This is a genomic window from Rheinheimera faecalis (assembly GCF_021290965.1).
In the GTDB taxonomy this organism is placed as follows: domain Bacteria; phylum Pseudomonadota; class Gammaproteobacteria; order Enterobacterales; family Alteromonadaceae; genus Pararheinheimera; species Pararheinheimera faecalis.
In genome coordinates this window covers 317,615-331,824 of record NZ_JAJOYT010000004.1, presented here as the reverse complement: position 1 = coordinate 331,824, position 14,210 = coordinate 317,615, and the positions used below count along the sequence as shown (strand labels likewise).

10 protein-coding genes are annotated in these 14,210 nt (G+C 41.5%); all 10 read right to left on the bottom strand.

What is annotated here, in order from left to right; genetic code table 11:
- Nucleotides 1-59: 59 nt before the first annotated feature.
- Complete coding sequence (locus tag LSG34_RS09745; protein ID WP_233008898.1) at nucleotides 60-1,844, bottom strand: nucleoside-diphosphate sugar epimerase/dehydratase; 1,785 nt, start codon at nucleotides 1,842-1,844, stop codon at nucleotides 60-62.
- A 383-nt stretch (nucleotides 1,845-2,227) separates the two neighbouring features.
- Nucleotides 2,228-4,153: a polysaccharide biosynthesis protein gene (locus tag LSG34_RS09740; RefSeq protein ID WP_233008897.1), complete on the bottom strand. Its 1,926-nt coding sequence runs from the start codon at nucleotides 4,151-4,153 to the stop codon at nucleotides 2,228-2,230.
- Nucleotides 4,154-4,291: 138 nt separating this feature from the next.
- Nucleotides 4,292-5,641, bottom strand: coding sequence for a UDP-glucose dehydrogenase family protein (locus LSG34_RS09735; protein ID WP_233008896.1), 1,350 nt, complete (start codon nucleotides 5,639-5,641; stop codon nucleotides 4,292-4,294).
- 12 nt (nucleotides 5,642-5,653) lie between these two features.
- Nucleotides 5,654-6,829 (bottom strand): DegT/DnrJ/EryC1/StrS family aminotransferase, encoded by a 1,176-nt coding sequence (locus LSG34_RS09730; protein ID WP_233008895.1) that lies wholly within the window; start codon nucleotides 6,827-6,829, stop codon nucleotides 5,654-5,656.
- A 12-nt stretch (nucleotides 6,830-6,841) separates the two neighbouring features.
- Entirely contained in the window at nucleotides 6,842-7,462 is a 621-nt protein-coding gene (locus LSG34_RS09725; RefSeq protein ID WP_233008894.1) for an acetyltransferase, read from the bottom strand.
- Complete coding sequence (locus LSG34_RS09720) at nucleotides 7,459-8,055, bottom strand: sugar transferase (RefSeq protein WP_233008893.1); 597 nt, start codon at nucleotides 8,053-8,055, stop codon at nucleotides 7,459-7,461. The genes LSG34_RS09725 and LSG34_RS09720 overlap by 4 nt, the downstream gene beginning before the upstream one ends.
- Nucleotides 8,052-9,269, bottom strand: coding sequence for a glycosyltransferase family 4 protein (locus tag LSG34_RS09715; RefSeq protein WP_233008892.1), 1,218 nt, complete (start codon nucleotides 9,267-9,269; stop codon nucleotides 8,052-8,054). Before LSG34_RS09715 ends, LSG34_RS09720 begins: the two co-directional genes overlap by 4 nt.
- Nucleotides 9,266-11,104, bottom strand: coding sequence for a heparinase II/III family protein (locus LSG34_RS09710; protein WP_233008891.1), 1,839 nt, complete (start codon nucleotides 11,102-11,104; stop codon nucleotides 9,266-9,268). Before LSG34_RS09710 ends, LSG34_RS09715 begins: the two co-directional genes overlap by 4 nt.
- Nucleotides 11,101-12,969, bottom strand: a complete 1,869-nt coding sequence (asnB, locus tag LSG34_RS09705; protein WP_233008890.1) for an asparagine synthase (glutamine-hydrolyzing) — start codon at nucleotides 12,967-12,969, stop codon at nucleotides 11,101-11,103. Before asnB ends, LSG34_RS09710 begins: the two co-directional genes overlap by 4 nt.
- Complete coding sequence (locus tag LSG34_RS09700) at nucleotides 12,957-14,123, bottom strand: hypothetical protein (RefSeq protein ID WP_233008889.1); 1,167 nt, start codon at nucleotides 14,121-14,123, stop codon at nucleotides 12,957-12,959. Before LSG34_RS09700 ends, asnB begins: the two co-directional genes overlap by 13 nt.
- Nucleotides 14,124-14,210 lie beyond the last annotated feature (87 nt).

The following is a 14,210-nucleotide window of genomic DNA, read 5'->3' as shown; positions in this document are numbered from 1 at the left end:
TGTTTTACAACATTCCAACTTAAAACAAGCCGGAAAATGGTGTTATCACAGACGTTTACCTAATGCACCAGCTCTTTTTTCACTGTTTCACTGGTATGTCCACTGACAAATAATAAGTCACAAATTTCACTGCTTGGAGCGAAGCCTGTAGGTGCATCCAATAAAATTTGCCGTAGCATTTGTTGATCAAAGCTCTGACAAGCAACATCCAGACTGTTTAATAACAGCATAGTGGCCGACCATGACAAAAATTGTTCTTTGGCTGCTCGAATCCTGACATGCTCTGTCTTACTTTCATTATTACCTATCAATAACTCTTCATAGAGCTTCTCACCTGGTCTCAGCCCGGTGATCTGAATTTCAATATCGCCATTAGGGTTCGCTTTATTTTTTAACTTTAAGCCTGCCAAATGGATCATACGTTTGGCCAAATCATAAATACGCACTGGCTCGCCCATATCCAATACAAAAACCTCCCCCCCTTTGGCCATAGCGCCAGCCTGAATAACTAATTGCGACGCCTCAGGTATGGTCATAAAAAATCGGGTGATTTCTTTGTGAGTTAAAGTAACGGGGCCACCGGCTTTAATTTGCTGCGCAAATAAAGGCACCACAGAGCCAGACGAACCTAAAACATTTCCAAATCGCACCATACACATACGGGTGCTAGTCTGCCTGCTGGCTAAGCCTTGCAGCACCAATTCAGCCATACGTTTGCTCGCCCCCATCACATTGGTCGGGCGAACGGCTTTGTCGGTAGAAATCAATACAAAGTTCTCAACTCTTGCTGCGATGGCTGCTTCCGCACAAGCCCAGGTGCCAAATACGTTATTGCGTACCCCTTCCACCATATTGTATTCAACCAAAGGCACATGCTTGTATGCTGCAGCATGATAAACAGTATGCACCTGAAAGTTAGTCATCACCTGTTCCAGCAGTTTCTGCTGTTGTACAGAGCCTAAAACCGGTTTAATACCACACTGGTAACCAAATCGCCTTTTAACAGCATTTAACTCACGTTCGATGGAGTACAACGCAAATTCGGAGACATCAAATAGCACCAACATATCAGGTTTACATTGAATAATTTGTCGACATAACTCAGAGCCGATAGAACCGCCTGCGCCGGTCACCATCACTACTTTGTTTCTTATATTTGTTTGTAGCAACTGTTGGTCAGGTTCTATGACTTCCCGACCTAACAAATCTTCAATACGAACATCCTGTAAATCGTCAATTTTCATATGCCCGGCCACTAAATCGGCCATACCGGGAATACTTTGTACAGGTACGGGTAACCTGGAAAGTAGCTCCAGTAATTCACGTTTACGACCACGGCCAGCAGAGGGCATAGCCAACAACACCCGGTCTACACGATAACGTTGTATAGCTTTTTCCAGTAATTCAGAAGGTAAAACGGTTAAGCCGCACACAGTAGTTTTTTGCAGTTCGGTATTATCATCGACAAAAACTACTGGCTTGTATTCATCACCACTTTGCAATGCATACAATAATTGTCGGCCCGAACATCCTGCACCATAAATTAAAACCCTGCTTTTTGTTTTGTGGCGTTGCATTTGTAAGGCGCTACGAAAACCCCACCTGCTGCCACCAATCAATAGCACGGCAATTACAGCAAAGCACAAAACCAAACGAATGATATCCATCAAGGGTAAAAACCAACATAAAACAATCAGGCCAACTGAGCTGACCATCACGCCATTAATGACCGTAGCCACAGCTTGAGGAGCCATATAACGCAAAATGGCACGGTATAACCCCAAATATGAAAAAACAGCAATACTAACGCCAAGCCAAATCAATAGGCCAATAGCATGAGACAATATAAATTCAATAGGTTGCAATATGCCGCACAACCAACTAGCTATGAGCAATGCACTTAACAAAAAGATTAGATCTGATAGTACAGATATTGCCCGTTTTGTTGCACGGGGTAGCGACATCATCCAAGTCACGCTTTCACTCCCTCTTTACTCAATAGAGTTGTCTATTTTTGTCAGCTTTATGACTGGTTTTAAGAACATCAGCTTAGGTCAGCCTTTGAATATCTACCAGTTGTAGCCCACTAAAAACGAACTTTCTATGAATAAAAATGTCCTTTGAGTTCTGTATTTACATCAACATTACATTTTTATCTGTTTTGGCACAACAGAGTTTTAGTAACTAAGCGTTATTTAACTACTGATCTGTTAACAAATTATGTCGGCTAGATGCTTTTATTTGCTCGCCACCATAAATCGCAAATACCGTCTGTTGGGTTAAACCCAGTGGGCGCATTTAACATTAAAGCCCTGATTTTTTCCAGGTCATAATTGGTAGATGCCTCGCTTAATTCACTCAGCAACGCCTGCATTTCAGCCCAATTTAAGCAAACTTCGTTAGCCGCTTTAATGCGTGGATGCCGGGTAGGTTTTTCATCGTCTCCTATCAGCAATTCTTCGTATAACTTCTCGCCAGGCCTTAAACCAGTAATTTTAATCTCAATGTCACCTTGAGGGTTTTGCTTGTTTTTTATTTCCAGCCCGGTTAAATGCACCATTTTTTTTGCCAGATCATAAATTTTTACCGGTTCGCCCATATCCAGCACAAATACATCCCCACCTTCCCCCATGGCACCAGCTTGGATCACCAACTGAGCGGCTTCAGGAATAGTCATAAAATAACGGGTAATGTCTTCGTGGGTAAGGGTTATAGGCCCACCCTTTTTAATTTGCTTACGAAATAAAGGCACAACTGAGCCGGAGGACCCTAGCACATTGCCAAAACGCACCATACAAAAACGGGTACTCTGCTGCCTTGTAGCAAGCGCCTGCAATGCCAGCTCAGCTAATCTTTTAGTTGTCCCCATCACATTGGTTGGGCGTACCGCTTTATCGGTAGAAATCAACACAAAAGTTTCAACATTTGAGGCAATAGCGGCTTCAGCCGTATGCCAGGTGCCGAACAGATTATTTCGCAAACCCTCAATGACGTTAAACTCTACCAAAGGTACATGCTTATAAGCAGCAGCATGGTAAACAGTTTGCACATGATAACTTTGCATAATTTGCTGTAAACGTTGCTGATCAATTACAGTGCCTAACACAGGCAGTAATTGCACATCCAACTGCTGATTCGCTAAAGTTGTTGTCAGCTCTTTATCAATTTCATACAAAGCAAATTCGGACGACTCAAATAACACCAGCTTTTGAGGCGACTGCAAAATTATCTGCCTGCATAGCTCAGAACCAATAGAGCCACCAGCTCCGGTGACCATCACCACTTTACCTGTGATGTTGGCAGTTAATAAAGACGGCACCGGTGCTACAGGATCCCTCCCTAACAGGTCTTCAATTTTAACGTCCTGCAGCTCATCAATCTTCATTTTACCGTCAACTAAATCCGTCATGCCAGGAATAGTCAGTACAGGCAAACCCAAAGGCTCTAAACGTTCTATCAATTTGGCTCTGGTGCCACGGCTTGCGGAGGGTACAGCAAGTAAAATACGGCTAATACCATACTTCTTTATTAGATCTTCAATGCAATCTGGTGAATGCACTTTCACATCCCGAATCATCACGCCATGAAATGAAGGGTCATCATCCACAAAAGCCACAGCTCTAAATTCGACACTACTAGCAAGCGCAAGCAATAACTGTCGGCCACTGGCGCCAGCTCCATAAATCAGTACTTTATGCTGAGCATTACGTCCGCTTGCTGTAACCAGCTCCCGAAGTAATAATCGTGAGCCAGCAATACCTGCAAAAGCAAAAAACACATAATTCATATTGCCAGACAGGCTATATAAAAAAGCATTGGCATCAATAGCGAACTGCAGTAGAACCCCCGAAACCGCAGTACCGGCAGCTATAGCAACCATAGAACGCAGGCCAATAAAACGCACAACAGCTCTATATAAACCTAACAGACTAAAAACAACGATAGTCGCCAACATGACGGCCATAAAACTTAAAACAAAAGACTCGTCTTTTATTAATTCTAAGCTGTCATAGCGTAAATAATAAGCAAGCACCCAGGATGCAAATAAAATAAAGCAATCGATACTGATAGAAACTGTGCGCTTAAAAAAACGAGGCAGGTCCATCATCGGTTGCAAACACTGGTGTAAAACTACAGAAGTAAAATTACGCAAAACACACTCCAAATATACAAACCATTTTTACATAACCTAAAAGCCCGATGCTTTATGAAACACATCGAGCCTGGTTAATAACCGCAATCCTCTGCAGTTTTGTTTCATCGAGAAAACTAAACTAAAATGATTGTCGTTTTATAAAACGTCATAAGACTTCACACTTTTTGCACGGCCAATCGCATAATAACTAAAGCCTTTTTGTTTCAACCGCTCCGGGTCGAACAAATTACGTCCATCAAAAATCACCGGTGTTGCCAACTGCTGTTTGAGAAAGTCAAAATCTGGTGCTTTAAATTGTTGCCACTCAGTACAAATAACAAGAGCATCAGCGCCTTGCAATGCGGCTTCTTTAGTACCACAAAGTACAAAGTCCGGTCGCACGCCATAAATACGCTGAGTTTCTTCCATAGCCTGAGGGTCAAAGGCATGCACTGTGGCACCAGCTGCCCATAACTCTTCTATCAAAACACGGCTGGAAGCTTCACGCATATCATCCGTATTGGGCTTAAAACTCAACCCCCACACAGCAAAGGTTTTCCCTGTTAAATTTTCACCAAAGTGCTGTTTTACCAAGGTTGGTAGTTTGTACTTCTGCTTATTATTAACAGCTTCAACAGCTTGAAGGATTTTCGGCGTATAACCATTTTGTTCAGAGGTACGAATAAGCGCCTGTACATCTTTTGGAAAACAAGAACCACCATAACCACAGCCAGGATAAATAAAGTGGTAGCCGATACGTGGGTCAGAGCCTATACCTTTACGCACAGCTTCAATATCTGCACCTAACAGCTCGGCAAGATTTGCCATTTCGTTCATAAAAGAAATTTTGGTCGCCAGCATGCAATTGGCTGCATACTTGGTCAGCTCTGCACTACGTACATCCATAAAAATCATTTTGTCGTGATTGCGATTAAAAGGCTCATACAGCTCACGCACCAGATCCACTGGCTTATCATTGTAAGTACCAATAATGATCCGGTCTGGCCGCATGCAATCAGCAACAGCAGCACCTTCTTTTAAAAACTCAGGGTTCGACACCACATCAAACTGAATATCAATGTTACGCTCGGCCAAAACCTGAAAAATTTGCTGCTTTACTTTGTCTGCAGTGCCTACAGGAACAGTAGATTTATCTATCACTACTTTAGGGGAATTCATACAGGTTGCTATAGTTTTAGCGACTGCTAATACGTATTGTAAATCGGCTGAGCCGTCTTCGTCAGGCGGTGTACCCACAGCAATAAACTGAATTAAGCCATGTTCTACACCAAAAGCCGCGTCTGTAGTAAAACGCAGGCGCCCAGCTTGAAAGTTATTGGTCACCAACGGAGCTAAACCAGGTTCGTAAATAGGAATAATGCCCTGATTTAGCTTTTCAACACGTTCAGCATTGATGTCAACACAGACTACATCATGGCCAACTTCAGCTAAAACAGCAGCTTGCACCAAACCAACATAACCAATACCAAAGACGGTAACTTTCATAAATACCTTTTATTACAGAGACGCCAAAGAAAGTACGTGATCAAGAACATCACATGACTTTTGTATCTCTTCTTCAGTTAACGTTGGATGAACGAGCAGCATCAGACTGGTTTCACCTAGCTCTCTCGCATTTTTCAGACGTTCTTTAGGGCGCCAGGGCGTGTTATCAAAAGCGCGTTCAAGATAAACCTCTGAACAGCTACCTTGATAACAAGGAACACCAAGAGCATTAATTTCCTCAATAATTTTATCGCGATTCCACCCTGATGCCAGCTTATCGACATTCACGAAAAAATAATGTTTATAAGTCGCATGTTCACAATATTCAGGCACAGAAACGCATCTTACTGCAGAATATCTTTCGGCAGTTTTGTCCAGAAGTGCAGAATATTTTTGACGTGTTTTAGTCCACTCACTCATCTTTTTCAGTTGTATCCGACCAAGAACGGCCTGAACTTCCAGCATTCTCCAATTCGTTCCAAAGCTATCATGCACCCAACGGAATCCTGGAGGATGTGCTCTTTCGTAAACAGCTTCGAAACTTTTACCATGATCTTTATAAGACCACATTTTGGACCAAAGGCTCTTATCATTGGTAGTCACCATACCGCCCTCGCCTCCAGTCGTCATAATTTTATCCTGACAAAAGGACCAAGCACCAATATGGCCTATTGTTCCAACAGCTCGTCCCTTATACCTGGCACCATGAGCTTGAGCACAATCTTCGATCACAGCAAAACCATGCTTTTCAGACAATGCCATAATTGGATCCATGTCAGCAGGCATGCCTGCAAGATGAACCACTATTACTGCCTTGGTTTTAGGAGTAAGAACCGCTTCTATAGTCTCGGCAGTGATATTTTGACTATTTAAATCTACATCAGCGAAAATCGGATTAGCACCAGCCGTCACCACTGTAGAAACTGAGGCAAGAAAAGTTCGCGGCGTAACAATAACGTCATCCCCTATACCGACTCCTAAAGCAACCAAAGCAACATCCAATGCAAGAGTTCCGTTTGATAAAGCAATTGCGTAATCGCAGCCTGACCAGTTGGCATATTCTTTTTCAAATTCGCGACATTCCTGACCGGTCCAGTAATTCACTTTATTAGACAAAATCACTTGTTTGACTGCTTCTGCTTCTTCTATGGAGAAACTTGGCCACGGCGAAAATTTAGTATTTAGCATACAATCCCATCTTTACTTTATTATCTTTGCAGGAACACCTACCGCAGTAACGTTGTCAGGTAAATCAGACACGACCGCAGCACCAGCGCCAACCATTACATATTGGCCTATTTTTTTTTGCTGAATTACTGAAGCCCCTATGCCAATCCAGGCCCCCTCTCCAAGATGAACTCCACCAGCTAGAGCTGCTCCAGGGCTGACATGACAACCGTCAGCAAGCACACAATCATGCTCTACCACAGCGTTAGAATTAATAATACATCCCGTCGCAATATGTACATCCGCATTTATAATGGCTCCGGGCATAATAACGGTACCAGCGGAAATCTTTGCTGTTGCAGAAACAACTGCTGTTGGATGAATTACAGTAGCGACAGCAAATCCAGCCGAAATTAATTCAGCTTGCTTATGCAACCTGATTTGATTATTACCAATCCCGACTGCGACTTCCGGCTTATGTTCCAATGCCAATAGTCGTTGAGTATCTCCTACAATCTGGAATTGTCCATTATGTAGCTTCTGAGGCCAGGCATCATCATAAAAAACAACTTGCTGCCAGTGCCCTGTAGCAAGAGCTATTTCAGCAACGACCTTTCCATGACCACTTGCCCCCAAAATAGCGAGTACACTCACTCGGTCTTACTCCCGGTAAATTTACTCATGGTAGCTTCCCCCGCAGCGGTAATACCTTCGCGTACAAATACTTTTTTGATGGTCAAAAACAGAATTCTTATATCAAGCAAGAAACTTTGGTTATCAACATACCAAACATCAAGTTTAAATTTATCATCCCAGCTAATGGCATTACGACCGTTCACCTGAGCCCAGCCGGTAATCCCCGGTCGAACCTGATGACGGCGAGCTTGTTCAGCTGAGTACAAGGGTAAATACTCGATCAACAGAGGCCTTGGTCCTACAAGACTCATATCGCCTTTTAACACATTCCACAAACCCGGAAGTTCATCCATACTCGTTGAGCGCAGCATCCTGCCGAAACGAGTTAACCTCAATTCATCCTGCAGTTGATTACCAAATTTATCTGTTGCATCAAGCATTGAGCGAAACTTATACATCCTGAATGCTTTACCTGACAGACCAGGTCTAAGCTGCGAAAACAATACTGGCGAGCCTAGTTTAAACTTTATGAGCAGAGCGACTATCAGAATAATCGGCCATAACATCAGCAATGCGAGTAAGGTCAAAAAAATATCAGATAAACGTTTCATTCTTTTACACCCGTAACCCACTCAACCCAAGCATCAGCCAGTATTCTTCTATCGAATTGTTGTTCCGCCAGTAATCGACCTCGTTTCCCCATCTCTTTTAAAGCGCAGCGATCGTCAGAAGCCACAATCAGTGCATCAGCAAAAGCATTTACATTGTCGGGTTCAACAGCAAAACCACACTTATGCTCAACGAGCATTTCAGCCAACCAACCGGGATAATTATTCAGTACAGGCAACCCTGCTGCAATATAATCAAAAAACTTATTCGGAGAAGTACCGTAGTAGAACGCCGGAACATTAGCTAAGAGCTGCAATCCTATGTCAGCTGAAGCCATTAGACCGGCAAGCTTTGTTTTATTAACCGGATCATGAAAAATTACGTTCTCGAGTTTCAATTCTGCTGCACGTTGCTGCAGAGCCGGTTTTAGTTTACCCTGCCCAACAAGAACGAGCTTAATATCATTTCTTTTACGTTTTTGAAGCTCAACAGCCACATTTAAAACAGCATTAAGGCCATTGGCCATGCCATGTGTTCCGGTAAACACCGCCATCAAATCAGTACTTTCCACGCCATCAGGTCGCCAAGGCGTTTTAGTATCGGAAAAAATTTCCAGATCACAACCGTTAGGAACTGAACGGATAAGTTTAGGCTTGACGCCTCGCTCGGCAATACCTTTAACGATGCCTGGTGATAGTCCAATACAACGATGCGCTGAACGATAAGATGCCCACTCAAGCGCTGACATAGCTCCAAGCACTAAAGGATTGCTTATAACCCCCATTGCTTTTGGCAATTCAGGCCACAGATCTCTTACCTCAAACACAAACGGCTTCCTACGCAGCCACCGGGCAAAAATGCCTGGAATACCAGCGGTTAGCGGCGTGGTGGTTGCGAAAACTATGTCATAGTCTGCGCGTAATGCAATGCCTATACTTTTCACTGCAAACTTTAAAAAGATGGCTGCTCGTTTAACAAAACCGTCGCTGTTTGAATAAGCGAGATCAAATTCAATGATATTTATGCCATCGACCTGCCCAGTTCGTTTGCCTTTAATAAAAGATGACGATAGGCCTGTTTCACCGCCACCATAACTGCCACACACCATTGTGACTGTGTTACCTTTGGCAATCAATCGTCTTGCCATTTCATAAGAACGGATACCCGTTGAACCTTTTGGCGTAGAAAAATGTTGGTGAAAATATAAGATCTTCATTGCGTCCACTTGACCTGAGTTATTATTGTACAAGGATTGGCAACTTCAAACTCAGCTACGACAACCTTCGTACGATCGCTATAATAAAGTGATTCCCAGCCATCAAGCAATTTATAACCGGAAAACTCTACAGTACTAGATACTTGAATTTCAATATGTGGACAATCATCGCTCACAATAAAAACATGACCAGACTTCATGCTCAAGGACCACTTAAAATCCGGTAGTCTCCATCGCAGTGTCGCTTTATTTGAAAAACCTTCGATTTGATCAGTAATTTCTAATCTATACGTTGAAAGTTGAACAGTTCTGCGATGCATTGCTCCAAAATATGTTTTATAGAATGCGTATGCTCTTTGAGAAGACTCATCAACAACAACATCTAAAACTTCACTACATACCAACCATTGACCAAAAAGAAATCTACTAAGTTTGGGCATTGGCTCAGTTTCATCAAACTCTATAGTGTTATGTGATCTGCATGAAGCAAACAGCTCCGAGTCAGCCCCTATATAACTAAAAGAACCTGCGTCACTAAACAGTTTAATGTTCCCTACATTGAAATCTATATTAAGGGCATCTGCCTGGCTTGGTCGAAAATTAAAGTTGGGGTAGTCAAATACAAGACTAGCCCCTTCCGCGAGCAATACATGATATCCTCCCGCAGTAAAAGTCCGACTCCCCGGCATAGGCCAAATAGTATCGGCATGATCAGCAAGCTTGAACAGTGAAGCTCTTTTGTCACAATAAATGTCAGCGGAGTATGCGCAAGCTCTATCAAATAATCTTGCGGTCAAAGACACTGTTGATCGGAAGTCACGATAGTCCTCATTAAAAACATTATTTAAATGTGAACCATCATTAGCCCCAACATTAGGTACACTACCCGTATGAGGATCTGCGAGATGGAAGATCCATTTGGCTCCAAACACCATTTTTTCGGTATATGAACGACTGAACACTGTGTCATCAAAATTTCGGCGGACTAGCTCTGCAATGCAGAAGGTCTCCAAATTAGCCCTGTGATAATTTATAGAATACTGACAAGAAGAACCGTCGGCTAAAATCAACTTTCGTACGCGATCTTCCAGGAGCTTACGGCCTTTGTTGTAATATTTCCGTGAATTTCGCCAGCCCAAATGTATTCCTAGCAAACCTATGATATAAAGTGCACAAGCTTCTGCACTACCGTGGTTATTGTCCTGGCCTATTGCATATCCTATTGTGGGATAAATTCTTTCGCCGCTTATCTGTAAATACCACTGGAAAACTTCTGAAGGCTTTTTAATCTCGTCCAAAATCATGGCCGTAATAACCAAGTGCATTACACGTATGGCAGACTCTTGCCCGCACGCCCAATTTACACCAAAATATGGCGGATTATTTCTGATCCAATCATCGAGCCACGTATTTAACCGGTTGACTGAACGGAGGTCGCCAGTATCTAAAGCCGCCAGCGCCCATTGAGGTGCCCACCCAAAACGAGACAGCTCCCACACAAACTTTGGGTCTAATCCATCAAGTGCATTTAAAGCATCGCGCCAAATAATCCCCTCTGGCGCAGAACTAAATGGTGGCAGATATGAAGTATGCCAATCTGGAGGGCCATCCAAACAAATTGGATTAACCCCAAAAAGAAACAGATTTACAGGTACATCACCAATATCCGCGACATTTGAACTATCGAAAAAGGCCCCCTCGGGAGAAGGACTATTTTTTTGAGGGATCAAATTCAAATGTAATTTTGCTTTATACAAACCAACTCTTATTAAGTTTTGTACACCTAACTTATATAATGTTTTTAGTAAAAGCATAAAACCAGATAGTCTCGTCATATAGTTGCCGTTGCAGACTCCAGGTAGTCTAGCCATAGCTCTAGGCTAAAAGGCGCGAAGACGTCTCTAAACCAGATATTTCCTTTACCAGCCATATAATTATTGAACATACTCAAATAAGCATCCCTGTCTACCAACCCATGCTCGTAAACTTTTGCACGTGGATTAGACATAAACTGCAATAAAGTATCTGAGAGTATATTCTTTAACCATTCATCTTGTGGATTCACAAAGCCTTTCTTATCTTTACGCCAACAGACTTCATGCGGTAGCTGGTCTTTAAATGCTTCACGCAGGGCATATTTCGTCCATCCATTCTTCATCTTCAAGTCAGCCGGCAAACGCAACCCAAACTCAACTAAACGATAATCAAGAAATGGACTTCGAATTTCCCGAGAGAATGCCATAGACATCCTGTCTTCGTAATGACACAAGTACGGTACAGAGTACCGTGACAAATCGGCCCATTGTCTGTCTGGCAACGTTTCTATAGTTGACAACGAAATGGGATCCAAAGAACGTAAAGCTTCTGGCCCTAATATCGACTTACTTGATAAGCCAAGATACCTTTTAGCCTCATTAAACTTAAACTCTGATATAAGAGTTCCATTGAAAAGAAATCCCGAGAGAAACTTAAACGCTCCTGCAAAATCACGGTTTTTTAGTCGTCTTTTTGCTTCTAATATCGGGTATTTTCTATAGCCACAAAACGCCTCGTCAGCCCCCTGACCTGTCAATATGACTTTGATCCCAATATCCTTAGCAGACTCCATTAACTTATAGAAGAGCACGCTAGAAAATGAAGACAGTGGGCCATCAGAATGAGAAATACAAGTTTTAAGAGTCTCAAATAAATCATGGTCCGCAGTTGGATTCAATATGAATTTTTGAACGTCTTTTCCGACATGTTTTGCCATGCTATCGACAAAAAAGCTTTCATCTTCTTTAGATTTTGGGTTTACAGCAGAAAACAATTTAATTGAATCTTGCTTTTCATTTTTATTAGCGACAGACATCGCTGTGATGATTGAAGAATCAAGTCCACCTGACAACGCAATACCTACAGGCACATCAGCTTGCAATCTTAACTTAACAGAGTCTTCAACTAACCATTTTAGTTCATCAACCAGAGAACTCGCAGAAGCAGTAAAGGAGTCTGCTTCAGTTTTTGCAGGCTGCCAATAACTCGAAATGTTTAACACGCCTTTTTCTGGAGTGTTGAGATCAACTATACCTATACTCGCTGCGGGAAGAAATTTCACCCCATCAATCCAGCTACGGTCATCAATATTTTGAAGCCCATATGCAAGAAATCTTGCAGCAACAACCGGATCCGGTTTGTAGTTTTTAGCTAAAACAGGGTGTTGAAGCAAACTATGTAATTCTGAAGCAACAAAAATACCACTCCCGTCTTGCCAATAATAAAGTGGTTTTTTTCCAAGTCTGTCTCTTGATAGATAAAGCTTATTCTCAACAACATCATGGACTGCAATAGCCCACATTCCGTTGAACCTCTTACAAGCCTCATGAATACCAAGTCTTTCAATGAGTTCAACAACTACTTCTGTGTCAGTCTTAGAAGCCAGATTTTTCAATCCAAATTCTTTAGTTAAAGCTTCATAATTGTATATTTCACCATTGAAAATTATCCGATGCCGGCCTGTTGAAGAGACCATTGGCTGTTTGCCATTCTGACTTAAATCCAAGATAGATAGACGCTGATGCGCCATCCCCAAATGGCAATCACCTATAGTGCTGAAATGTATGCCTTCATCGTCAGGACCTCTATGCCTCTGGCGCTTATGGGCAGCTAAAACAAACTCACTGACTGACGATTTTGATGCAGCCAAAATTATTCCACACATTTAAATGCCCCTTTATTTAAAATAATGCCCGCGCTAACCGGAAATAATAAAACTGAAAAAATAGAATATGATGTAAAAGAATTAAGAAACGCTGTAATAAAAAAAATCGAAATTGCGACTAAAACGAAATCAGAGTCTGACTTAAAATGTTTAAAACATTCGAATATCACCTTGAGCACAAAAACAAAAAATAAGAAAGTATAAAAGAAACCATAAATCGTTAAAAGCGAAACCGGCGAAAAGTGAACACCATGCAATAGACCTTCAAAGACTCCGGCTCTGTAATACTCGTACTCATATCCGACACCATATCCAAAAAACCACATATAATAGTTATTTAAATAACTTGCCATGGCAGATACGATCTCAGCTAAGCGCCCGCCAAGAAGTTTATCGTCAACTAGCAACATATCGTTCATGTCAAAATCTACACTAAACAAATATGACACTTTCCCATAAAGTGGCAAATATGACTCATAAAAACTTGTTGGAACCAGAGAAAAAGGTAACAAAAAAAGAAACAAGAAAACCAAAGGTCTTACAAAACCAACATGCCTAAATTTATAAAGAATAAATGAACACAAAAAACCTAACAAAGGACCAATCTTCCCTCCCAAAATAAGAAGACATCCAAAGATAAAAGATTTCAAATAATGCCCAGAGAATAATATTATTGAAAACGTGAAATACATTGACAAGTCACTTACAGAGGGTCTTACATTGAAACCTAAGAAATAGAGAAACAACACTGAACATATTGCGACAAACGAACAAACAAAAAGCACATTATTAAAAAAATAAGTCTTCTTATAAAATTCTTCAGTAGAAAATTCAACGTTCTTCAGATAAATAACGATAGAAAAGAAAATTAAAGGTTTTAACGCATCCGAAACGACATAAACCAACGAATTTCCATTTATTAGACCTAGAGGAACCAATACAAAAGGAAAAAACATTAGCACCCACAAAAATAGATTTGCACGAAAGTGCGAATAAAATAAAACCTTATAAAGAAAAAGAGAACCGATCAAAAAGTATATATAAGAATCTACGATGGCCGGGTTAAACACCCCGACCAATCTGAATGGCACCATTAAAATAGAAAACGAAACGTAAGCCAGTACAATATTTATTAAATGATACGCATTAATCATTAAGCATTGTTCCTTAATCATAAGTTCACAGCTGAACTAACAAATTTAATATGCATAGGCAGAAAGTTTTTTAAGCATAAATTTGTT

Coding starts and splice junctions, on each gene's coding strand:
- LSG34_RS09700 (WP_233008889.1), bottom strand. CDS start 14,123: ATGATTAATGCGTATCATTTAATAAATATTGTACTGGCTTACGTTTCG.
- LSG34_RS09735 (WP_233008896.1), bottom strand. CDS start 5,641: ATGAAAGTTACCGTCTTTGGTATTGGTTATGTTGGTTTGGTGCAAGCT.
- LSG34_RS09715 (WP_233008892.1), bottom strand. CDS start 9,269: ATGAAGATCTTATATTTTCACCAACATTTTTCTACGCCAAAAGGTTCA.
- LSG34_RS09730 (WP_233008895.1), bottom strand. CDS start 6,829: ATGCTAAATACTAAATTTTCGCCGTGGCCAAGTTTCTCCATAGAAGAA.
- LSG34_RS09720 (WP_233008893.1), bottom strand. CDS start 8,055: ATGAAACGTTTATCTGATATTTTTTTGACCTTACTCGCATTGCTGATG.
- asnB (WP_233008890.1), bottom strand. CDS start 12,969: ATGTGTGGAATAATTTTGGCTGCATCAAAATCGTCAGTCAGTGAGTTT.
- LSG34_RS09710 (WP_233008891.1), bottom strand. CDS start 11,104: ATGACGAGACTATCTGGTTTTATGCTTTTACTAAAAACATTATATAAG.